We start from the raw sequence: 21,983 nt of genomic DNA on the forward strand, positions 1-21,983 counted from the left end.
CCCCGCTAGGAAAAACGGGGCGTGTCGTGCCGCGGCGCCGGCTGCGCTGTCTTGAAACACCGTGAGGCTCATTAAGGGACACTTTCAATGCTAACAGTCCATCCGGTGGATTGGTTAGCAAGAGCGGTGCCAGTGCGGAGCTGGGACGGAAAGAGCGGGCGGACATCGCCTTCACCAACCAGAATGGCTGGCGCTTCGAGGTGCGCATCGGCCGCGGTGACGAAGGCATCTCGAAAGCCAGTCTCGCAGACGATGTGGTATCAGCCGCGCGTTTCGACGTTCGGCGATGGAAAATAGAAAGGCCGGATCGATGATCCGGCCTTTGCTGTTCGGATGCGTAGCCCGGTTGCGAACGTAACTCAGGCCGCCGCCTTCTTCGGCGCGAAGCGGCCGTAGAAGGTTTCGCCCTTTGCCGCCATCTCTTCCAGCAGCTTCGGCGGGGTGAAGCGCGAGCCGTATTTCGCTTCCAGCTTGTGGCAGAGCTCGACGAATGTCTTCGTGCCCATGAAGTCGATATAGGACAGCGTGCCGCCGGTGAACGGGGCGAAGCCGAAGCCGAGGATGGAGCCGACATCCGCCTCGCGCGGATCGGTGATGACGTGATCCTCGACCGTGCGCGCCGCTTCCACCGCCTGCACCACCAGGAAGCGCTGCTTCAGCTCCTCGACGTCGAGCGTGTCAGGATCGAGCTGCTTCGGCTGCAGGGCCGAGAGGCCCGGCCACAGGCTCTTCTGACCCTTGCCCTTCTCAGGGTAATCGTAGAAGCCCTTGCTGTTCTTGCGGCCCAGGCGGCCCTGCTTCTCGACCATCTCCACCATCAGCTTCTTCTGATCGGGGTTGATGGCGTTGGGGCCGAGATCGGCTTCCGTCGCCTTCATGATCTTGAGGCCGAGGTCGAGCGCGACTTCATCCGACAGCGAGAGCGGGCCGACCGGCATGCCTGCCATCTTGGCGCAGTTCTCGATCATCGCCGGCGGCACGCCTTCGAGGAACATCTCGTTGCCTTCGGCGACATAGCGGCCGACGCAGCGGTTGGCGAAGAAGCCTCTGGAGTCGTTGACGACGATCGGCGTCTTGCCGATCTGCCGGACGTAGTCGAGCGCGGTCGCAAGCGCGACGTCGCCGGTGTTCTTGCCCTTGATGATCTCGACCAGCATCATCTTCTCGACCGGCGAGAAGAAGTGGATGCCGACGAACTTGCCCTGATCCCTGAAGCTCTCGGCGAGCGAGGTGATCGGCAGCGTCGAGGTGTTGGACGCAAAGATCACGTCCGGCTTCAGATATTGCTGCGCCTTGGCAAACGTCTCGGCCTTGACCTTGCGGTCCTCGAACACGGCCTCGATCACGAGATCGACGTCCTTCAAGGCGGCATAGTCCGCCGTCGGCGTGATGCGCGCGAGCAGGGCCTCGGCATCACCGGGCTTGGCGCGGCCCTTCTTGATCTGCTCCTCGATCACCTTCTGCGCATGCGCCTTGCCCTTGTCGGCGCTCTCCTGGTCGCGGTCGATCAGCACGACGTCGAGGCCGGCACGGGCCGAGACATAGCCGACGCTCGCGCCCATGAAGCCGGCGCCGATCACGGCGATCTTCTTCACCTTGGTCGGGGCTACGTCCTTCGGACGGCGCGCGCCCTTGTTGAGTTCCTGCATCGACAGGAACAGGCTGCGGATCATCGCGGCCGCTTCCTTCGAGCGCAGCACCGAGGTGAAGTAGCGCGACTCCACCCGCAGCGCCGCGTCGATCGGCAACTGCAGGCCCTCATAGACGCAGCTCATGATCGCGCGCGCCGCCGGATAATTGTCGTAGGTCTCGCGGCGATAGATCGCGTTGCCGGCGGGGAACATCATCATGCCGGCCTTGGAGAACACCGGACCGCCGGGCAGCTTGAAACCCTTCTCGTCCCAGGGCGCGGCGGCCTTGCCGCCGCCCTTGATCCAGTCCTTCGCCGCCTTGATGAGGTCGGCGGCGGGCACGATGGCATGGATCAGGTTCAGCGCCTTGGCCTTCTCGACGGTAACCGGATCGCCCTTGAGCAGGATCGTCATGGCGTCCTGCGGCGGCACCAGGCGCGGCACGCGCTGCGTACCGCCGGCACCGGGGAACAGGCCGACCTTGACCTCGGGCAGGCCGAGACGGGTCTTGGGATTCTCCGCGGCGACGCGATAGTGGCAGCACAACGTGATCTCGAAACCGCCGCCGAGCGCGAGGCCGTTGATCGCGGCCGCCCACGGCTTGCCTGACGTCTCGATCGAACGCAGCACCTGCGAGAAACGACGGCTCTGGTCGAACAGCATCTGGTTCGCCGCAGTCTCGCCCTGCTCCTTGAAGACCTTCGCGTAGGCCTGATTCATGCCTTCGAGCATCGACAGGTCGGCGCCGGCGCAGAATGCTTCTTTCGCCGAGGTGATGACGACACCCTTCACCCCGGCATCCGCTGTGGTCGCCTTGACGATCGCCTCTAACTCGCTGGTCGAGGTCTCGTCGAGCACGTTCATCGAACGGCCCGGGATGTCCCAGGTGACGAGCGCGATGCCGTCTGCGTCGGTCTCAACCTTGAAGTTCTTGTACGACATGTTGGTTGCTCCTCGGTGCCGCAGCCGGTCTCAGGCGCGGCGGTTGATTGGGGGTCTCGTAGGGTGGGTTAGCCCTGCAGATGCACGGAGTGCATCTGCTCGGCGTAACCCACCAACTTTGTTAACGTGGCACGGTGGGTTACGCCTTCGGCTAACCCACCCTACGGACCTACACCCGCTCGATGATGGTCGCGGTGCCCATGCCGCCGCCGATGCACAGCGTGACGAGGGCGGTGGACTTGTTGGTGCGCTCGAGCTCGTCGAGCACGGTGCCGAGGATCATCGCACCGGTGGCACCAAGCGGATGGCCGAGCGCGATGGCGCCGCCATTGACGTTGATCTTCGCGTTGTCGATGTCGAAGGCCTGGATGTAGCGCAGCACGACCGAGGCGAAGGCCTCGTTGAGCTCGAACAGGTCGATGTCCGACTTCTTCATGCCCGAGCGCGCGAACAGCTTTTCGGTGACGTCGACCGGGCCGGTCAGCATCATCGCAGGCTCCGAGCCGATATTGGCGAACGCGCGGATCTTTGCCCGCGGCTTCAGGCCGTATTTCGCAGCCGCCTCCTTGCTGCCAAGCAGCACGGCACCGGCGCCATCGACGATGCCGGAGGAATTGCCGGCATGGTGCACGTAATTGACCCGCTCGATCTCCGGATGCGACTGCACCGCGACGCCGTCGAAGCCGCCCATCTGCGCCATCATCGTGAACGACGGCTGCAGCTGCGCCAGCGACTGCATCGTCGTCGAGGGACGCATGTGCTCGTCCTTGGCCAGAATGGTGAGACCGTTGATGTCCTTGACCGGCACCACCGACTTGTTGAAGCGGCCCTCGTCCCAGGACTTGGCCGCGCGCTGCTGGCTCTGCACCGCGTAAGCGTCGACGTCGTCGCGCGAGAAACCGTATTTGGTGGCAATCAAATCGGCCGACACGCCCTGCGGCATGAAATAGGCGGGCACGGCCATCGACGGGTCCATCGGCCAGGCGCCGCCGGAGGCGCCAATGCCGACGCGGCTCATGGACTCGGCACCGCCGCCGATCACCAGCTCATGCTGGCCGCTCATCACCTGCGCGGCGGCGAAGTTCACGGCATCAAGGCCGGAGGCGCAGAAGCGGCTGATCTGCACGCCCGGCACGGCTTCGCCGAGACCGGCTTTCAGCGCAGCGAAGCGCGCGATGTCGCTTCCCGCCTCGCCGACCGGATCGACCACGCCGAGCACGACGTCATCGACGGAATCCTCAGGCAAATTGTTGCGGTCCTTCAGCGCCTTCAGAGGCACGGTCGCGAGCGCGAGCGCCGTGACCTCGTGCAATGCGCCGTCCGCCTTGCCGCGGCCGCGGGGGGTGCGAACGTGGTCGTAGATGAATGCCTCAGGCATGACGCCCTCCTGATGTGATGTTCGATACGATTGGGAGCAGGCAGCGGAAGCAGGCTCAGAACGCTTCCGCCGGCAATTCCATGATGGTGGCGCAGCCGGCCTGGATACGCGCGAGATTGGCGGCCGTCTCCGGCAGCATCCGCTCCATGAAGAAACGGCCGGTGACGAGCTTGGTCGAGAGATAGGGCGTCGCCCCGCTCTCGGCAATCTTCCCTAACGTCACCTTGGCCATCTTCGCCCACATGTAGCCGAGCGCGACGAAGCCGAAGAGATGCAGGTAATCGGTTGCGGCGGCACCGGCATTGTCAGGCTTCGCCATCGCATTCTGCATCAGCCAGGTCGTGGCCTGCTGGAGATGGCCGAGCGAGGTCGAGAGCGGGGTGATGAAGGGTTTCAGCGCCTCGTCGCCGCCGTTCTCCTTGGCGAAGGCCATGACCTCGCCGAAGAAGGCCATGATGGCGCGGCCGCCGTCGCGCGGCAGCTTGCGGCCGACGAGGTCGAGCGCCTGGATGCCGTTGGCGCCTTCATAGATCATCGCGATGCGCGCATCGCGCACGAACTGCTCCATGCCCTGCTCGGCGATGTAGCCGTGACCGCCATACATCTGCTGCGCCTGCACCGCGTTGGCAAAGCCGTAATCGGTGAGGAAGCCCTTAAGCACCGGGGTCATCAGGCCCATGTGATCGTCGGCGGCCTGGCGGTCCTTCGGGTCTTCGGAGCGGTGGGCGACGTCGCTCTTCAGCGCGGTCCACATCACGAAGGCGCGCGCGGCTTCGTTGAAGGCGCGGATCGAGAGCAGCGTGCGGCGCACGTCGGGGTGCACGATGATCGGGTCGGCTTGCTTGTCCGGTGCCTTGGCGCCGGTCAGCGCGCGGCCCTGGATGCGCTCGCGGGCATAGGCGACCGCGTTCTGATAGGCGACCTCGGATTGCGCGAGGCCCTGCACGGCGACGCCGAGCCTCGCCTCGTTCATCATCACGAACATGCCCTGCATGCCCTTGTTCTCTTCGCCGATCAGCCAGCCGGTGGCGTTGTCGTAGTTCATCACGCAGGTCGAATTGCCGTGGATGCCCATCTTGTGCTCGATCGAGCCGCAGACGACGCCGTTGCGCGCACCCACCGAACCATCGGCATTGACCAGGAATTTCGGCACCACGAACAGCGACACACCCTTGATGCCGGCGGGCGCGCCCTCGATGCGGGCGAGCACGAGGTGGATGATGTTGGACGCCAGATCATGCTCGCCGGCCGAGATGAAGATCTTGGTGCCCGTGATCTTGAAGCTGCCGTCGCCCTGGCGCACTGCCTTGGTGCGGAGCATGCCGAGATCGGTGCCGCAATGCGGCTCGGTCAGGTTCATGGTGCCGGTCCATTCGCCCGCGACCATCTTCGGCACGTAGGTCTGCTTCTGCGCGGGCGAGCCATGAACGATCAGCGCCGCGGTCGCGCCCATGGTGAGGCCGCCATACATCGAGAACCCCATGTTGGCGGAGATCTGGAATTCGTTGACGGCCTGGCTCAGCGTCACCGGCAGGCCCTGGCCGCCGAACTCGGTCGGCGCCGACAGGCCGAGCCAGCCGCCTTCCGCGACCTGCTTGAAGGCGTCCTTGAACCCCTTCGGCGTGGTCACGCTGCCGTCGTCGGCGCGCTTGCAGCCTTCGAGATCGCCGACGCGATTGAGCGGCTGCAGCACCTCTTCGGCGAGCTTGGCGGCTTCGCCGAGGATGGCTTCGCGCACGTCGCTCGACGCATCGGAGAAGCCGGCGAGATTATCGTAGCGGTCGATCTGGAAAACGTCGTTGAGCAGGAAGTTCACGTCTTCGACGGGGGCTTTGTAGATCGGCATGGTGGTCTCCCGGCATGGGCCCTAAAGGGATGATGTTGGGCTTATGATTGGGCGGCGGCAAGCTGCTCCGCCATCAGGCGGTGCAGCATGTTGATCGCCTTGAGCGGACGCACCATCACCTTGAAATGGGTGATGCGTCCCTCGGCATCGAAGCTGATGATGTCGACGCCGTTGATCTCGATACCGTCGATGACATTCTTGAATTCGAGCACGGCGCCAGTGTCGCTGCGCCATTCACCGACATAGGTGAAGCCGGGCCCACCGAGCACCTTCTCGGCGCTGGAGAGGTATTTGAAGGTGATGTCGCGCCCACGCTGCGGCGAATGCACCACGGGGCTTTCGAACACGGCATCGGGGTGCAGGAGGTCCCAGAGCGCGGCGCGATCGTGAGACGTCATGTAGGCGTACCAGGAATCGAGGCCGGTCATTCTCAGCTGCCTCCCTAAAGGCCTGGACAAGAAACGCGAAAACAACCCCATGCACAGTAGCGAGATGGTTGATTCCGCTAGGTTTTCGGGTCGGGTCTTTGGCCCGGTCTCGGTCCCGTCTCATATGCACATTGACGCATATGCGCCGATGCGCATAAAGTCAAGCTGGTTGGTTAGGGTCGAAGAAAAAGGAGGCCGGCCATGGCATTGGGCGACGCAATCCTCGCATGCCTGACGGAACGTCCGATGACGGGCTACGAGCTCGCCAAGACGTTCGATTCCTCGATCGGCTTCTTCTGGAAGGCCGACCATCAGCAGATCTACCGCGAGCTCTCCAAGCTGCGCGACCGCGGCCACATCCAGGGCCGCGAGGTCGTGCAATCTGGCAAGCCCAACAAGCTGGTTTATACGCTTACTCCGGAGGGGCGAACAGCGCTGCGGCACTGGGCCGCGCGGCCAAGCACGCCAGCCTCGACCAAGGACGACCTGCTGGTACGCCTCCACGCCCTCGACAGCATCGACATCGAGCCGCTGCGCACCGACCTGATGGCCCGCCTGGAGCACCACCGCGACCGCCACGCCAATTACGAGCGCATCCTGAAGAAGCGCTTTCCAGACGGCACGGCGGAGGGCCGGCTCGACCTCGGCAACCTGCTGCTGCTCCGCCTGGGGGCCCGGCACGAGCAGATGGTGGCCGATTTCTGCGAGGAGACGCTTGCCGCGCTCTCGGCGATGAGCGGCAAGGCCAGCGTGGTGCCGCTGGAGGAGGGCAAGCGCGAGGGGAAGGGCTGAGGAGCGTCGACGTTGCGCGAACCTCTCTCACTGTCATCGCCCGCGAAGGCGGGCGATCCATTATCCAGAGACGGCGTGGAGAAGGCGCGGCGTACTGGATGTCCGGTCAAGCCGGGTATGACAGTAGTGAAAATGGCGAGATCGCCGGCCATCGCAGGTTCCCGCCGCCCAACTTTAAGACACCGGCGACGCGTTCCTTAACTCGTTATTTACCGTAACGGACAAAAGTCGGATTTCGAGGCAGACGACCCGCGCCAAATTCGGTTGTGTTTGCAACTGGCGCGCGTGGGGAGGCTGGAGGCGCCGGGTGGGGCGCCGGAGTCGGAACCGGACAGAGTCATGAATTCGCGCGTATCGTGGAGTGTTGACGGCATCGACCCATCCGTCCGGGAGCGGGCCGAAGCTGCTGCGCGCCGCGCCGGCATGTCTCTCAACGATTGGCTGAACTCCACGCTCGGTGAGACCGCCCCGCCAGATTTTCGCGGACCTTATGACCAGCGTCCGCACCACGTGCCGCAAGCACCGAGCCAGGAAAGCCGCGAAGTCGCCGACATCCACCAGCGGCTCGACGCGATCACCCAGCAGATCGAACGCATCTCGAAGCCCGCGCCGCGCCAGGACCCGTCAAGACAGGACGCTTCGCGCCCGGACGTCTCGCGCGAGCAGGGCGTCGCGCGTCAGCTCAACGATGCGATCTCGCGGCTCGATGCGCGGCTGTCGCAAATCTCCAAGCCGCAGCAACCGCAACCGCAGCAGCCGCAGGGGCCGCGCCACGCGCCGGTCGAGACGCGCCAGCGCCAGGCCGATGCGGTCGAGCGCGCGGCAGCGCAGGTCTATCGCAACTCCCCTCCCCTGAGCCCCGCTTCGTTCGACGTCGCCGTCGCCGAGATCACGGCGCGGCAGAGCGAGCTCGACGGCTTTACGCCTCGGCAGATGCCGCCGCGTGCCGCGCCGTCGATTGCACCTGCACCCGCTCCTTTCGCGCCTCCGATGGCGCCGCCCGCGCCTGCCTATGCTCCGCCGCCACCACCGCCGGGGCCGGATTTCTCCTCGCTCGAGCGCCATCTGCTCAAGATCACGAGCCAGATCGAATCGCTGCAGCGCCCCGACAATACCGAGCAGGCGATCAACGCCTTCCGCAGCGAGCTTGCCGAGATCCGCACCGCCATCACCGAGGCGATGCCGCGGCGCGCGATCGAATCGATCGAGAACGAGATCCGCTCGCTGCACCGCCGGATCGACGAGACGCGTTCCAACGGCACCGACGGCCAGGTCCTGTCGGGCATCGAGCACGCGCTGTCCGACATCAAGCAGGTGCTGCGCACGCTGACGCCGGCCGAACAGCTCACCGGCTATGACGAGGCGATCCGCAATCTCGGCGCCAAGCTCGATTTGATTCTGCGTGCCAATGACGATCCCTCGACGGTGCATCAGCTCGAGAGCGCGATCTCGGCGCTGCGCGGCATCGTCTCCAACGTCGCGTCCAACGAAGCGCTGGCGCGCCTGTCCGAAGACGTACAGCTGCTGTCGTCCAAGGTCGACCAGGTCACCCGCGCCTCCGGCCAGGGCGACAGCTTTGCGGTGCTGGAGCAGCGCATTGCAGCGCTCACCGCGGCGCTGGAAACCCGCGAGCGGCCGCAGCCGTCCGAAAGCACCGAGCATCTGGAAGCTGCGATCCGCGCGCTGTCGGACCGTTTCGACCGCATGCAGGTCGGCAACGATTCCGCCTCGACCTTCGCCCATCTCGAACAGCGTGTCTCATATTTGCTGGAGCGGATCGAAGCCGCCTCCGACCCGCGCAACGGCAACTTAAGCCGCGTCGAGGACGGGCTGCACGACATTCTCAGACACCTGGAGCGGCAGCAAGCGACGTATTCCGCGCTGGCCGAGAGCCGCAATTCCGCGCCTGCCGATTCCGGCGTGGTCGATCTCGTCAAGCGCGAGCTGTCCGACATCCGCTTCAGCCAGGCCGAGACCAACCGCAGCACCCAGGACTCGCTCGACGCCGTCCACAGCGCGCTCGGCCATGTCGTCGATCGCCTCTCCATGATCGAGGGCGATCTGCGCGCGGTGCGCACCGCGCCGCCGGCCGCTGCGCCGCAGCCGATGCCCATGCCGATGGCCGCTCCCATTGCTGCTTCCATGGAGCCCGCGCCTGTCGCGCGTGAGCCGCGGCCGCAGGCACAGCAGCCGAAATACGATCCCAAGCCCGAGCTTCCGAATCCCGCCGCGCAGCAACAGGCACAAGCCGCCTTTGCCGCTGCGCCGCGTGAATTCCATGCCGCTGCCCCCGCCGCGCCGCCGGTGCCGGCGCCGATGGCATCGCAAGTCGCGCCACCCCTGCCGCCGCGCGCGATCAGCGAGATCCTGGAGCCGCACACGGCGCCCGCGCGCGCTGCGCTCGCCCCGGAATTGCCGCCGGACCATCCGCTCGAGCCGGGCACACGGCCGGGTGGACGTGCCGCCACGCCGTCGGAGCGCATCGCCGCCTCCGAGAGCGCGATCAGCGGCATTCCCGCTGCTGCGAAGGAGCCGGTCTCGTCGTCGAGCTTCATCGCGGCCGCCCGCCGCGCCGCCCAGGCCGCCGCCGCGCAGCCGGAAAAGCCGGCGCGCGGTGCCAAGGGTGGAGCGAAGGCTGGCGCCGATCGCGCCAAGGACAAGGGCAAGGACGGTGGTTCGACCATCACCTCGAAGATCCGCTCGCTGCTTGTCGGCGCGAGCGTGGTCGTGATCGTGCTCGGCACCTTCAAGATGGCGATGAATCTGCTGGAGGGCAGCCCGACGCCGGCGCCTCAGGCCATGGACAACACCTCAAGCCAGCCCGCTCCGCAGGCCCCGCCGCCGGTGATCGAGAACAAGCCCGCCTCGCCCGAGCAGGTCACGCCCTCGATGACCTCGCCGACGCCGATCGGACGGCAATCCCAGAACAATTCCGCGCCGGCGCCCGCCGCCAACTCGGCCTCGGTTGAAATTCCGACGGCGCCCGCCACGACGCCGCCCGCAGCAGCGCCAAGCAGCGACGTCACCGGTGCGCTGTCGGGCACCAGCCGCGCCAAGCTCAGTCTGATCCAGGTGCCGCCGAGCGAAAAGCTGCCTGACGGCATCGGCGGCCCGGGCCTGCGCACCGCCGCGATGAAGGGCGATGCGACCGCGGCCTACGAGATCGGCGTGCGCTTTGCCGAGGGCAAGGGTGTTGCGACGAATTACGACGAAGCCGCCAAATGGTACGACCGCGCGGCGCAGGCCGGCGTCGTGCCCGCGACCTTCCGTCTCGGCACGCTCTATGAAAAGGGCCTGGGCGTGAAGAAGGACGCCGACATCGCCCGCCGCTACTACACCCAGGCCGCCGAGCGCGGCAACGCCAAGGCGATGCACAATCTCGCCGTGCTCGACGCCGACGGCGGTGGACGCGGCGCCAACTACAAGAGCGCGGCGCAGTGGTTCCGGAAAGCAGCCGATCGCGGCGTCGCCGACAGCCAGTTCAACCTCGGCATCCTCTATGCCCGCGGCATCGGCGTCGAGCAGAACCTCGCCGAATCCTACAAATGGTTCAGCCTGGCAGCCGCTCAAGGCGACGCGGATGCCTCCGGCAAGCGCGACGACGTCGCAAAGCGCCTCGACCCGCAATCGCTCGCCGCCGCCAAGCTCGCGATCCAGACCTTCAGCGCCGAGCCGCAGCCGGATGATGCCGTCAACGTTCCGGCCCCGAACGGCGGCTGGGACAGTGCGCCGCAGGCAAACGCAAAGCCGGCGCCGAAGCCGGTCGCCACCAAGCGCGCGGCTTCGGCGGCGCATTGAAGCAACGAGGAAGGTCGGGCCGCGTTGCGCAGTGCCCACCTCTCCCCGACGGGGAGAGGTCGGATTGCTGTGGCGCGCACTTGGGCGCCTGAGCAATCCGGGTGGGGGGGCCGCAGCATTCGGTGAGACTGTAATCCCTCACCCGGATCGCATCTTCGATGCGTTTCGACCTCTCCCTCCGGGAGAGGTGATCCGAGGCCGTGGCTCGCACTGGTTCAAACAAGTTCATCGCCCTCATTCACCACGCCTAAAATTCCCGGTCCCTCCCGCCGGCGAATTCCGCTATTGAGGGGCGGCAATCGTTCCGATCTTCCCGCGGGCATTCCGCGATGGTCGATCCGTCCCGCCGGCGCGTGGTTCAATGCAGCTCTATCTTCCGATCGCCGATCTTCCGGTCAACGTCTTCCTGGTGCTCGCGATGGGCGCTGCGGTCGGCTTCGTCTCGGGCATGTTCGGGATCGGCGGCGGCTTCCTGATGACCCCGCTGCTGATCTTCATCGGCATCACGCCGGCGGTTGCGGTCGCCTCCGTCACGAGCCACATTGCGGCCTCCTCGTTTTCCGGCGCGCTGTCTTATTGGCGGCGGCGGGCAATCGATCCGGCCCTGGCGAGCGTCCTGCTCTGCGGCGGCGTGACAGGGACGGCGCTCGGCGTGTGGACCTTCACGCAGCTTCGCGCGCTCGGCCAGCTCGATCTGATGATCGCGCTCTCTTACGTCGTGCTGCTCGGCACCGTCGGCAGCCTGATGTTCTCCGAAGGCCTGCGCGCTTTGATGCGAACCCGGCGCGGCGCGCTGCCGGCGCGGCGCACGCACAACTGGATCCACGGCCTGCCGCTGAAGATGCGGTTCAAGCGCTCCAAGATCTATCTCTCGGTCATCCCCGTGGTGGTCGTCGGCATCATGATCGGCTTCATCGGCGCCATCATGGGCATCGGCGGCGGCTTCATCCTGGTGCCGATCATGATCTACCTCTTGCGGGTACCGACCTCGACGGTGATCGGGACCTCGATGGTCCTGACGCTCGTGACGATGCTGTTCGCGACCATGCTGCATGCGGTGACCAATCACCTGGTCGACGCCGTGCTGGCGCTGATCCTGATGGTCGGCGGCGTCACCGGCGCGCAGTTCGGCGTCCGTGCCGGGCAGAAGATCCGCGGCGAACAATTGCGACTGCTGCTCGGCCTGCTGATCCTCTCGGTCGGCGTCCGCTTCGCGATCGAGCTCGTGATCCGCCCCGGAGATCTCTTCACCATCCGTGAGCTCGGAGCGAGCTGATGATGCGCGCAGCTCTCGCACTGCTGCTCGTCCTGTTGCTCGGCTCGGCCGCGCGCGCCGAGCGGCTGATCGTCTCGGTCTCCAACCACCGCGTCACGGTGACGCCGAACTATTCCGGCGAGGAACTGGTGCTGTTCGGCTCGGTCGAGAAGGACGCGACGACGCCCGCTGATCGCACGGCCTATGATCTCGTGGTCACCGTGATGGGCCCGCGCGCCGATATGGTGACGCGGCGCAAGGAGCGTACCTTCGGGATCTGGATCAACACCGACTACCGGCAGTTCCTGCAGGTGCCGAGCTATCTGGCGCTGTTCGCCAACCGCCCCTTCGACGCGATCACCTCGCCCGAGATCGCGCGGCGGCAGCAGATCGGGCTCAACAACGTGCTGCTGACGCAGCGGGTCGGCGGCGACTATGCCGACGTGGTGCCGAACGATGCGTTCCGCACGGCCTTCATCCGCCTGCGCACCCAGCGCGGGCTCTATCGCGAGGATGGAAGCGCGGTGACGTTCCTGACGCCGACCCTGTTCCGCACCGGCATTCCATTGCCGGCGGAGGTGCCGATCGGCACCTACGAGGTCGAGATCAAGCTGTTTGCGAACGGCGCGTTCATCGGCAAGACCGAGACCGCGTTCGAGATCGTCAAGGTCGGCTTCGAGCAGTTCGTCGCCACCACCGCCAGGCAGAACGGGCTGTTCTACGGCCTCGTCACCGCGGCGATGGCGCTGATGACGGGCTGGATGGCGTCGATCGTGTTTCGGAAGGATTAGCCTCCGTCATTGCGAGCGCAGCGAAGCAATCCAGGCTGCCGCCGCGGAGGGTTTCTGGATTGCTTCGTCGCAAGGGCTCCTCGCAATGACGGCGGCGGCTATCTCACGGCGCCTCGATCACCGTGGGCACGCCCGGCTCCAGCAGCCGCAGCCGAGTCCCGAAGCCGAGCAGGTCGAACGTCTTGCGCAGATCCTCGCTGTTCTGGCGGAAATGCGCCCAGCCTTCCGTGTGCACCGGCACGATCATCGCATCGGGGAAGGCGCGCGCGGTCTCGATGGTGTCGTTGGTGTCCATGGTGAGATGGAACGGCCCGCGCGTTTGCGCGGCGCCGGCAAAGGGCAGCACCACGCCGCATGTGAAGCGGCGCGCGACTTCGGCGACGCCGTCGAACCAGGTGGTATCGCCGCTGATATAGACCGCGCTGGTGTCCTTGCGGCTTGAGGACACCACGAAGCCGATCACGTCGCCGGACAGCGGCTCGATGCCGGCTGGGCCGTGGCGCGCCGGCGTCGCGGTGATCGTCAGCGTGCAGCCGTCGCGGTCCTTGATGTGGGTGGTGGCCCAGGGCGCAAGACCCTCGGCATGACCGCCGAGACGTTTGGCACCGGCTTCGGTGGTCAGCACGCGCTTGACCTTGTGGAGATAGTCGCGCCCCGAATTGTCGAGATTGTCCGAATGCTGATCATGGCTGAGCAGCACGGCATCGACCGGGCCGATCGCATCGGGCCTCAAGGCGGGCCCGAGGGTCTTCTCCAGCTTCACATGCGGCAGCTGGTAGGCGCCGGGCGCATCGAAGGTCGGATCGGTGAGCAGGCGGAAGCCGTCGATCTCGATCAGCGCGGTGGGGCCGCCGATCAGGGTGATGGAAATGGGCATGATCAACTCCTGTTACGAGACGGGCTTTGCAGGCCGCGTCACCAGGTAAATGCCGAGCGCGACCGGGATGATGCCGAGGAGGTCGCGCGCCTCGACGTGTTCGCCGAGCACGAGATACGCGAACAGCATGCCGAGCGGCGGCATCAGGAAATGATAGGCGCTGGCCGCGGTCGCGCCGCACACTTTCAGGAGATGGAACCAGAGCCAATAGGCCAGGATCGAGCCGCCCAGCACGAGGAATGCAAAGGCGCCGATCAGGCTCGGCGCGACATCGATCGCGTGGATGTCGGCGAAGGTGAGCGCGACCGGCGTCAGCACGATGCCGGCAGCGAGGTTCTGCACGCCGTTGCCGATCCACAAGGAGCCCTTCGGTGCGAGCAGCTTGAACAGGATCGTGCCGGCGACGATCGAGGCCAGCGAGGCCAGCGTGAAGACGATGCCGTGCAGCGAATCCGTGCCGACCGACAGGCGATGCCAGACGATCAGCGTCACACCGGTGATGCCGAGCAGGAGGCCGCAGGCCTTGCGCCATGTCATGCCTTCGCCGAGCAACAGGGCCGCTAACGCCGCGGTGAATACCGGATTGGCCGATACGATCAGGCCGCCGAGGCCGGCGGAGACCGATTGCAGACCGGTGTAGCCGAGGCCGAGATAGAGCGCGTTGTTGGCGATGCCGAGCACGGCGAAGATCGCGGCATCGCGCCAGGATAGCGACCAGGCCTCGCCGCGGGCCAGCGTCGCACCGAGGATCAAAATGCCGGCGAGCGAGAAACGCGCGGCGAGCAGGATCAGCGGCGGGCAATGGGTGACGCCGATCTTGCCGGCGACGAAGGCGTAGCTCCAGAGCAGGCAGAACAGGCCGATAGCGAGCGGCAGCGTGTTGAAGCGGCGGCTGGGAACCGAAATCGAGGGGGCGAGCGACATGAGGGCATTCTCGGATGTTTTTCTTCTGGCCCTCGATCTAGGGAGACCGCTTGTCATTTGGAAATTAAATGATTAACTGCCGATAAGTTGATTTTCGAATGGAGTCAGCCATGCTGGATCTCGATCTGCTGCGCAGCTTCGTCTCAGTGGTGGAAGCCGGCGGCTTCACCCGCGCCGGCGAACGCGTCCACCGCACGCAATCGACCGTCAGCCAGCAGATCAAGCGGCTCGAGGAGGACGTCGGCCAGGTGCTGCTGCATCGCGACGGCAAGGACGTGCGACCGACGGAGGCCGGCGAGCGGCTGCTGTCCTATGCGCGGCGGCTGCTCTCGCTGGCCGAGGAGGCGCGCGACGTGCTGCGCCAGCCGGATGGCGAAGGCGCGATCCGGCTCGGAATCCCCGAGGATTTTGCGGCGTACCGGCTGACGAAGCTGCTGGGCGCATTCTCGCGCTCGCATCCTGCGCTGCGGCTCGACGTGCGCGCCGACCAGAGTAAGCACCTCGCCCGGGATCTCGAACGCGGCGAGCTCGACCTTGCGCTGTACAAGCGCGAGGCTGGTGCGAACGGTGCCATCGCGGTGTGGCCGGAGCAGGTGCATTGGGTCACCAGCAAAAGCCATCCCGTCGACGTCAGCGTGGCGTCGGTGCCGCTGATCGGCTTTCCGCTCGGCTGCATCTATCGCGCCGGCGCCATCCACGCGCTGGAAAGCGCGGGCCGCGCCTGGCACACCGCCTATACGTCATCGAGCCTTTCCGGCATCCAGGCCGCCGTCGCCGCCGGCATGGGCCTCAGCATCCTGTCGGAGATGTCGATCCAGTCCGACCACCGGGTGCTGACGGCGAAGGAAGGTTTTGCGCCGATCAACAAGACCGAAGTCGCACTGATGGCATCGCCCGATGCGAGCCCGGCAACGCTGCGGCTTGCGGATCGTCTCGCCGAGTTTTGTGATGCGGTGCAGGCCAAGGCGGCTTGAAGGCTGCTTGAAGCCGGCTTGAGCCGCGCGGCTGCGCCCGCCGCTCAATTCGCCGCGGACATCAGCCTGTCACCGCACGCACTCGCATAAAACTTGCCGCCGCATTGGCGCTTGATGGCGGCGCAGCGCTGCGCGGGCGTTGCGTTTTGCGGGAGAGAGACGGCGCAGCTGAGGCCGTCGGCGCCGCGGCCCATCTTGCCGGCGGCAAACGCAGCGCTGGTGGCGCTGATGCAGACGACGAGCAGGGCCGCAGTGGCGATTTCGATCAGCAGTCTCATCAGAGGTCTCATGGGGCGTCTCCTCCACACTGATGGCTGATTTGGCCGTCACTCTAGCAGCAAATCCGCGTTTCTCCGTGCTGGTCCGGGTTCCCAAATCGGCCCGTTCCTTGCATAAATTTACGCCAGCGCAGTGCACGGCCGCACCAGTGATGGTTCCGGTGCAGGGGCAAGACGCGTAGGGTGAGTTTGCGTTCTTTCGACCAGGAAATGACAGCTTTGCAAGATCAATCGTTCCAGCCCAGTTTTCCCGCCCTCACGCAGCCCATCGACGAACTCGCGCTGGCTGAGATCAAGGGCGCGATCCTGGCGAAGCTGCGGCTTGCCATCGGCAAGGATGCCGGCATGGCAACCAGGCACGATTGGTATCAGGCCGCGGCGCTCGCGCTGCGCGACCGCATCGTGCATCGCTGGCTGACCGCGGAGAAGCATAGCTACGACGCAGGCCGCAAGCGCGTCTATTATCTCTCGCTCGAATTCCTGATCGGCCGCCTGTTCAGTGACGCGCTCAACAATATGGGCCTTTTGAAGATCTTCGAGGTCGCGCTCGGCGATCTCGGTGTCTCGCTGCCGGAGCTGCGCAAATGCGAGCCGGACGCCGCGCTCGGCAATGGCGGCCTGGGGCGGCTTGCCGCCTGCTTCATGGAAAGCATGGCGACGCTGTCGATCCCCGCGATCGGCTACGGCATCCGCTACGATTTCGGCCTGTTCCGCCAGATCATCAATCAGGGCTGGCAGCAGGAATATCCGGACGAATGGCTGAGCTTCGGCAACCCCTGGGAATTGCAGCGGCCCGAGGTGATCTACGACATCAATTTCGGCGGCGGCGTCGAGCATGTCGACGACAAGGGTCGCGACCGCGCGATCTGGCATCCCGGCGAGACCGTGCAGGCGATCGCCTATGACACGCCGATCGTCGGCTGGCGCGGCCAGCACGTCAACGCGCTCCGCCTGTGGTCGGCGCGCTCGCCCGACCCGCTCAAGCTCGACGCTTTCAACAAGGGCGACTATGTCAGCGCCAGCGCCGAGCAGTCGCGCGCCGAAGCGATCTGCAAATTCCTCTATCCGAACGACGAGAGCCCGGCGGGCCGCGAGCTGCGGCTGCGCCAGGAATATTTCTTCGTTTCGGCCTCGCTGCAGGATCTCGTCAAGCGGCATCTTGCCTCCGACGGCCAGCTGCGCAGCCTGTCGTCCAAGGTCGCGGTGCAGCTCAACGACACCCATCCGAGCCTCGCCGTCACCGAGCTGATGCGCATCCTCGTCGACCTGCACAATTTCCGCTGGGACGAGGCCTGGAAGATCACGGTCGCCACGCTCTCCTACACCAACCACACGCTGCTGCCCGAGGCACTGGAGACCTGGCCGGTCGAGCTGTTCGAGCGGCTGCTGCCGCGGCACCTGGAGATCATCTACCGCATCAACGTGCAGCATCTGGCGCTCGCGGAGGCGCGCTGCCCCGGCGACATCGACTTCCGTGCCTCGGTCTCGCTGATCGACGAAAAGAGCGGGCGCCGCGTGCGCATGGGCCAGCTCGCCTTCGTCGGCTCCCACCGCATCAACGGCGTCTCGGGAATGCATTCGGACCTGATGCGCGAGACCGTGTTCCACGACCTCAACCATCTCTATCCCGGCCGCATCACCAACAAGACCAACGGCATCACCTTCCGCCGCTGGCTGATGCTGGCGAATCCGAAGCTGACCGATCTGTTGCGCGAGACCTGCGGCGAGGCCGTGCTCGACGATCCGACCCAGCTCAGTCTGATCGAGGCCCGCGCCAGCGATGTCGAATTCCAGAAGAAATTCCGCAGCGTCAAGCACCACAACAAGACACAACTCGCCCGGTTGATCGGCGAGCGGCTCGGCATCAAGGTCGACCCGACCGCGCTGTTCGACGTGCAGATCAAGCGCATCCACGAATACAAGCGCCAGCTCCTCAACGTCATCGAAACGGTCGCGCTGTACCAGTCGATCAAGGATGACCCCAACGGCAATTGGGTGCCGCGGGTGAAGATCTTCGCCGGCAAGGCCGCGGCGAGCTACAAATACGCAAAACTGATCATCAAGCTGATCAACGACGTCGCGGAAGCCGTCAACAACGATCCCGCGATCGGCGGCAAGCTCAAGGTCGTGTTCCTGCCCGACTACAATGTCAGCCTCGCCGAGGTCATCATTCCCGCGGCCGACCTCTCCGAGCAGATCTCGACCGCCGGCATGGAAGCCTCCGGCACCGGCAACATGAAACTGGCGCTCAACGGCGCCATCACGATCGGCACGCTCGACGGCGCCAATATCGAGATCCGCGACCATGTCGGGCCTGAGAACATCGCGATCTTCGGCATGGAGGCCGGCGACGTGATGATCCGGCGTAAGCAGGGGCTCGACGCCGCCGACGTGATCCGCAATTCACCGAAGCTGCAGCGCGCCATCAACGCGATCGGCGCCGGCGAGTTCTCGCCCGGCGATCCCGGCCGCTTCGAATCCATCGCGCACGCGCTGCGCTATCTCGACCATTACATGGTCAGCGCCGATTTCGATTCCTATTACGAAGCGCAGCGCAGCGTCGATGCGCGCTGGCAGGTGACGCCGGCCTGGACCCGCGCCTCCATCCTCAACGTCGCACGCATGGCGTGGTTCTCCTCGGACCGCACCATCCGCGAATATGCCGAGGAGATCTGGAATGTGCCGGTCAACCCGACCACGCCACAGCTGCCGAACTTGCGCGACGTCGCAGGCTGATTTTCCGCGGGGTGGAAGCGGCGATTATCTGCGAAGTCATTGATTTGGCAGGATAGCCATCATATCACGGCTTGAGCGTTCTCAAGCCGGAGTCGAACATGCCCGTCGGCGAGTACAGCAGCCCCGATGGCCAGCTTCGGTTGCTTGTCATCTGTCCCGACGGAGACTGGACGTTGGGTTTTGATGGGTTCCCCTGGCACACGCACGGCAGCATTCTTGCCAGTCTGTCCGGGAAGGACGAGGAGGCCGCCATCGGTGACTTCGTCGCGGATTTAACCAGCGGCAAGAGCGTCATCGCGATGAAGCTCATAAATGGCTCGGTGGCGGATGTCTGGGTCACTGACGACCCGGCAGACGATCTTGCCGGTTCGCAAAAATATGGCCCCGATGATGAGACGATGGAATTTCGCCTTTGGGACGGAAGCGCAGTGAAGGTCTAGTTCAATGCATGCAAAACTCCCGCACCCCTTTGACGACGCCACGCGCGTCACCGCCGGCGACTCCAGCTGGCAGGGGCATACCAGCGACGATTACTGGGCCTTTGTCGGCCCGTTCGGCGGCGCTACCGCCGCGACCATTTTGCGCGCGCTGATCGATCATCCGGAACGCGCCGGCGATCCGCTGGCGCTGACCATCAACTACTGTGCGCCGATCGCCAAGGGCGCATTCGATCTCGACGTGCGTCTGGTGAAGGCCAACCGTTCCAGCCAGCACTGGAGCGTCGAGCTCAGCCAAGGCGGCGGCGAGGTCGCAACGCTCGCCACCGCGGTGTTCGCCGAGCGGCGGCCGTCCTGGGAGCACCGGGTGGCGCAATTTCCTGAGACCAAACCGTTCGAACAAACGCTGCCATTCCCGAGGATCTCGGCATCCTGGGCCAATCAGTATGAATTCCGCTTCGTCGAGGGCGAGATGCGGATCGGCCCGCCGCAGGCCGAGCCGGCCAGCACCTATTCGAAGATCTGGATCAGCGACCGCACGCCGCGCAGGCTCGACATGCTGTCGCTGATGGCGATGTCGGACGCCTTCTTCGGCCGCGTCTTCCACGCAAGGCGCGAGCTGGTACCGTTCGGCACGGTGTCGCTGACGACGTATTTCCACACCGACAGCGAAGAGCTTGCCTCCGAGGACATCACCCGCGTGCTGGCGACGGCGGACGCAAAGATCTTCCACAAGAGCTATGGCGACCAGAACGCCGAGCTGTGGTCGCCGGACGGACGGCTGCTCGCGACGAGCACGCAGATCGCGTATTTCAAGGCGTAGCTGCTTCCACGCACTCGTCATTGCGAGGAGCCCTTGCGACGAAGCAATCCAGACTGTCTCCGCGGAAAGACTTCTGGATTGCTTCGCTGCGCTCGCAATGACGAGCGGAGAGATCGTGCACAAACAAAAAGGGCGGCCTCTGAGCCGCCCTTTTGCATTCCGAATTGAGCAGACTTACTCCGCCGCGAGCTTCACATCCGGCGCGGCGGCGCGCACCTCGGCGTCGACCTGGGCTTCGAACTTGGCAAAGTTCTTCTGGAACATGCCGACCAGGGCGCGAGCGGTCTTGTCGAACTCGTCCTTGTCCTTCCAGGTATTGGCCGGGTTGAGGATTTCGCTCGGCACGCCGGGCAGCGCGGTCGGGACCGCGAAGCCGAAATATTTGTCGGTGCGGAATTCGACGTTGCGAAGCGAGCCGTCGAGCGCGGCGGTGAGCAACGCGCGCGTCACCTTGATCGGCATGCGCGAGCCGACACCATACTTGCCGCCGGTCCATCCGGTGTTGACCAGCCAGCAATCGACATTGTGCTGGGCAATGAGGTCACGCAGCATGTTGCCGTAGACGGATGGATCGAGCGGCAGGAAGGGCGAGCCGAAGCAAGTCGAGAATTCCGGCTGCGGCTCGTTGCCGAGACCGCGCTCGGTGCCGGCGACCTTGGCGGTATAGCCGGACAGGAAGTGATACATCGCCTGCGCCGGCGTGAGCTTGGCGATCGGCGGCAGCACGCCGAAGGCGTCGGCGGCGAGCATCACCACGTTCTTCGGCTGCGGCGCGCGGCCGGTGCGCGAGGCGTTCGGGATGAAGTCCAGCGGATACGCAGAGCGCGTGTTCTCGGTCTTGGAGCCGTCGTCGAAATCCACCACGCGGGTGTCATCGTCGAGCACGCAATTCTCGAGCACCGCGCCGAAGCGCGTCGATGCCGCGTAGATCTCGGGCTCTGCTTCCTGCGACAGCTTGATGCACTTGGCATAGCAGCCGCCCTCGAAATTGAACACGCCGTTCGGGCCCCAGCCATGCTCGTCGTCGCCGATCAGCGTGCGGTTCGGATCGGCCGACAGCGTGGTCTTGCCGGTGCCTGATAGCCCGAAGAAGATCGCCGCGTCGCCCTTGGCGCCGACATTGGCCGAGCAGTGCATCGGCATCACGCCGCGCTCGGGCAGATAATAGTTCAGCGTGGTGAAGACCGACTTCTTCATCTCGCCGGCATAATAAGACCCGCCGATCAGGACGATCTTGCGGGCGAAGTCGATCGCAACGACGTTCTCCGAACGGCAGCCATGGCGTTTAGGATCTGCGCGGAAGCTCGGCATGTCGATGATGGTGAGCTCCGGCACGAAGGTCGACAGCTCGATCGCCTCGGGACGGATCAGCAGCGTGCGGATGAACAGCGAGTGCCAGGCGAGCTCGGTGAAGACGCGCGTCTTGATCCGGTAGGCCGGATCGGCGCCGCCATAGAGGTCCTGCGCGAACAGCTTCTTGCCTTCGGCGTGCTTGAGGAAGTCCTGGTAGAGCGTCTCGAACTGCTCCGCGGTGATGGACTGGTTGCCGGCCCACCACATCTTCTTGTCGGTGGAGGCGTCACGCACCGTGAACTTGTCCTTCGGGCTGCGCCCGGTGAACTCGCCGGTGTCGGCGCAGAGCGCGCCGTCAGCGGACAGCACCGCTTCACCCGCTGCGAGCGAGTGTTGATAGAGTTGCGGCGCACCCAGGTTCCAGTGAACCTGCTTGAGATTCCTTAAGCCGAATTTGTCGGCGCCGAAGGCACCGTTGCGCACGCCCGTCTCTTGCACGAAAAAATCCTCCTAGAACCCGCGACACTCATCGCGACCAAGTTTGGCGCCATCGCGGTCACCGTGAATATAGGCCATCTGGCCTCGGTTGGGCGACCTAATACTGATGAACGCTGGCGTTGCCAAGCCGATCCCGCAGGATTTGGTTTATTCAAAGACCGCGCCAAACGTCGCGCATGTCAGCTCTGAGCAGGCGCATCAAGAAATCAGCGATGATCGCGCAACCAAATGCGCGTTTATGCGTTACGTCAGGTTTTTGCGACGCACAATCTCAGCCGCACC

The 21,983-nt window shown here is 65.2% G+C and carries 16 protein-coding genes; 8 read left to right on the forward strand and 8 right to left on the reverse strand.

From position 1 onward, the window contains the following. Nucleotides 1-359: 359 nt before the first annotated feature. The 4 genes from IVA79_RS02595 to IVA79_RS02610 all read right to left on the reverse strand — a co-directional run bounded on the left by IVA79_RS02595 (nucleotide 360) and on the right by IVA79_RS02610 (nucleotide 6,225). On the reverse strand, nucleotides 360-2,573 hold the full coding sequence (locus IVA79_RS02595; RefSeq protein WP_247550212.1) for an FAD-dependent oxidoreductase: 2,214 nt from the start codon (nucleotides 2,571-2,573) through the stop codon (nucleotides 360-362). Between the two features lie 169 nt (nucleotides 2,574-2,742). Then, complete coding sequence (locus tag IVA79_RS02600; RefSeq protein ID WP_247550213.1) at nucleotides 2,743-3,951, reverse strand: acetyl-CoA C-acetyltransferase; 1,209 nt, start codon at nucleotides 3,949-3,951, stop codon at nucleotides 2,743-2,745. Nucleotides 3,952-4,006: 55 nt separating this feature from the next. After that, nucleotides 4,007-5,797 (reverse strand): acyl-CoA dehydrogenase C-terminal domain-containing protein, encoded by a 1,791-nt coding sequence (locus IVA79_RS02605; RefSeq protein ID WP_247550214.1) that lies wholly within the window; start codon nucleotides 5,795-5,797, stop codon nucleotides 4,007-4,009. Between the two features lie 41 nt (nucleotides 5,798-5,838). Then, the gene (locus tag IVA79_RS02610) at nucleotides 5,839-6,225 is read right to left on the reverse strand and encodes a nuclear transport factor 2 family protein (RefSeq protein WP_247550215.1); all 387 of its coding nucleotides are present in this window, start codon (nucleotides 6,223-6,225) and stop codon (nucleotides 5,839-5,841) included. Nucleotides 6,226-6,426: 201 nt separating this feature from the next. Between IVA79_RS02610 and IVA79_RS02615 the strand changes: the two genes are divergently transcribed. The 4 genes from IVA79_RS02615 to IVA79_RS02630 all read left to right on the forward strand — a co-directional run bounded on the left by IVA79_RS02615 (nucleotide 6,427) and on the right by IVA79_RS02630 (nucleotide 12,861). Then, nucleotides 6,427-7,017, forward strand: a complete 591-nt coding sequence (locus IVA79_RS02615) for a PadR family transcriptional regulator (protein ID WP_247550216.1) — start codon at nucleotides 6,427-6,429, stop codon at nucleotides 7,015-7,017. A 339-nt stretch (nucleotides 7,018-7,356) separates the two neighbouring features. After that, complete coding sequence (locus IVA79_RS02620; protein ID WP_247550217.1) at nucleotides 7,357-10,815, forward strand: hypothetical protein; 3,459 nt, start codon at nucleotides 7,357-7,359, stop codon at nucleotides 10,813-10,815. A gap of 361 nt (nucleotides 10,816-11,176) precedes the next feature. Beyond that, nucleotides 11,177-12,091 (forward strand): sulfite exporter TauE/SafE family protein, encoded by a 915-nt coding sequence (locus tag IVA79_RS02625; RefSeq protein ID WP_247550218.1) that lies wholly within the window; start codon nucleotides 11,177-11,179, stop codon nucleotides 12,089-12,091. Further along, nucleotides 12,091-12,861: a TIGR02186 family protein gene (locus IVA79_RS02630; protein ID WP_247550219.1), complete on the forward strand. Its 771-nt coding sequence runs from the start codon at nucleotides 12,091-12,093 to the stop codon at nucleotides 12,859-12,861. Before IVA79_RS02625 ends, IVA79_RS02630 begins: the two co-directional genes overlap by 1 nt. Before the next feature lie 103 nt (nucleotides 12,862-12,964). Here IVA79_RS02630 and IVA79_RS02635 read toward each other — a convergent pair whose 3' ends face one another. Together IVA79_RS02635 and IVA79_RS02640 are read right to left on the reverse strand one after the other, a co-directional pair. Next, nucleotides 12,965-13,738 (reverse strand): MBL fold metallo-hydrolase, encoded by a 774-nt coding sequence (locus IVA79_RS02635; protein ID WP_247550220.1) that lies wholly within the window; start codon nucleotides 13,736-13,738, stop codon nucleotides 12,965-12,967. 12 nt (nucleotides 13,739-13,750) lie between these two features. Then, nucleotides 13,751-14,662, reverse strand: a complete 912-nt coding sequence (locus tag IVA79_RS02640; RefSeq protein WP_247550221.1) for a DMT family transporter — start codon at nucleotides 14,660-14,662, stop codon at nucleotides 13,751-13,753. Nucleotides 14,663-14,772: 110 nt separating this feature from the next. Here IVA79_RS02640 and IVA79_RS02645 point away from each other — a divergent pair, with 110 nt between their 5' ends. Beyond that, nucleotides 14,773-15,636, forward strand: coding sequence for a LysR substrate-binding domain-containing protein (locus tag IVA79_RS02645; RefSeq protein ID WP_247550222.1), 864 nt, complete (start codon nucleotides 14,773-14,775; stop codon nucleotides 15,634-15,636). Between the two features lie 44 nt (nucleotides 15,637-15,680). On the opposite strand, the gene IVA79_RS02650 is transcribed toward IVA79_RS02645, so the two are convergent. Further along, nucleotides 15,681-15,926 (reverse strand): hypothetical protein, encoded by a 246-nt coding sequence (locus IVA79_RS02650; RefSeq protein ID WP_247550223.1) that lies wholly within the window; start codon nucleotides 15,924-15,926, stop codon nucleotides 15,681-15,683. Nucleotides 15,927-16,133: 207 nt separating this feature from the next. Here IVA79_RS02650 and IVA79_RS02655 point away from each other — a divergent pair, with 207 nt between their 5' ends. The 3 genes from IVA79_RS02655 (at nucleotide 16,134) to IVA79_RS02665 (ending at nucleotide 19,910) form a co-directional block, all read left to right on the forward strand. Further along, nucleotides 16,134-18,650: a glycogen/starch/alpha-glucan phosphorylase gene (locus tag IVA79_RS02655; protein ID WP_247550550.1), complete on the forward strand. Its 2,517-nt coding sequence runs from the start codon at nucleotides 16,134-16,136 to the stop codon at nucleotides 18,648-18,650. Between the two features lie 98 nt (nucleotides 18,651-18,748). Further along, nucleotides 18,749-19,090 (forward strand): hypothetical protein, encoded by a 342-nt coding sequence (locus tag IVA79_RS02660; protein WP_247550224.1) that lies wholly within the window; start codon nucleotides 18,749-18,751, stop codon nucleotides 19,088-19,090. 4 nt (nucleotides 19,091-19,094) lie between these two features. Then, nucleotides 19,095-19,910 (forward strand): thioesterase family protein, encoded by an 816-nt coding sequence (locus IVA79_RS02665; protein WP_247550225.1) that lies wholly within the window; start codon nucleotides 19,095-19,097, stop codon nucleotides 19,908-19,910. 174 nt (nucleotides 19,911-20,084) lie between these two features. On the opposite strand, the gene IVA79_RS02670 is transcribed toward IVA79_RS02665, so the two are convergent. Next, the gene (locus IVA79_RS02670; protein ID WP_247550226.1) at nucleotides 20,085-21,701 is read right to left on the reverse strand and encodes a phosphoenolpyruvate carboxykinase; all 1,617 of its coding nucleotides are present in this window, start codon (nucleotides 21,699-21,701) and stop codon (nucleotides 20,085-20,087) included. Nucleotides 21,702-21,983 lie beyond the last annotated feature (282 nt).

This window comes from Bradyrhizobium sp. 138 (assembly GCF_023074075.1).
Lineage (GTDB): Bacteria > Pseudomonadota > Alphaproteobacteria > Rhizobiales > Xanthobacteraceae > Bradyrhizobium.

Coding starts and splice junctions, on each gene's coding strand:
- IVA79_RS02630 (WP_247550219.1), top strand. CDS start 12,091: ATGATGCGCGCAGCTCTCGCACTGCTGCTCGTCCTGTTGCTCGGCTCG.
- IVA79_RS02620 (WP_247550217.1), top strand. CDS start 7,357: ATGAATTCGCGCGTATCGTGGAGTGTTGACGGCATCGACCCATCCGTC.
- IVA79_RS02635 (WP_247550220.1), bottom strand. CDS start 13,738: ATGCCCATTTCCATCACCCTGATCGGCGGCCCCACCGCGCTGATCGAG.
- IVA79_RS02605 (WP_247550214.1), bottom strand. CDS start 5,797: ATGCCGATCTACAAAGCCCCCGTCGAAGACGTGAACTTCCTGCTCAAC.
- IVA79_RS02650 (WP_247550223.1), bottom strand. CDS start 15,926: ATGAGACCTCTGATGAGACTGCTGATCGAAATCGCCACTGCGGCCCTG.
- IVA79_RS02610 (WP_247550215.1), bottom strand. CDS start 6,225: ATGACCGGCCTCGATTCCTGGTACGCCTACATGACGTCTCACGATCGC.
- IVA79_RS02595 (WP_247550212.1), bottom strand. CDS start 2,573: ATGTCGTACAAGAACTTCAAGGTTGAGACCGACGCAGACGGCATCGCG.
- IVA79_RS02625 (WP_247550218.1), top strand. CDS start 11,177: ATGCAGCTCTATCTTCCGATCGCCGATCTTCCGGTCAACGTCTTCCTG.
- IVA79_RS02640 (WP_247550221.1), bottom strand. CDS start 14,662: ATGTCGCTCGCCCCCTCGATTTCGGTTCCCAGCCGCCGCTTCAACACG.
- IVA79_RS02645 (WP_247550222.1), top strand. CDS start 14,773: ATGCTGGATCTCGATCTGCTGCGCAGCTTCGTCTCAGTGGTGGAAGCC.
- IVA79_RS02665 (WP_247550225.1), top strand. CDS start 19,095: ATGCATGCAAAACTCCCGCACCCCTTTGACGACGCCACGCGCGTCACC.
- IVA79_RS02615 (WP_247550216.1), top strand. CDS start 6,427: ATGGCATTGGGCGACGCAATCCTCGCATGCCTGACGGAACGTCCGATG.
- IVA79_RS02660 (WP_247550224.1), top strand. CDS start 18,749: ATGCCCGTCGGCGAGTACAGCAGCCCCGATGGCCAGCTTCGGTTGCTT.
- IVA79_RS02600 (WP_247550213.1), bottom strand. CDS start 3,951: ATGCCTGAGGCATTCATCTACGACCACGTTCGCACCCCCCGCGGCCGC.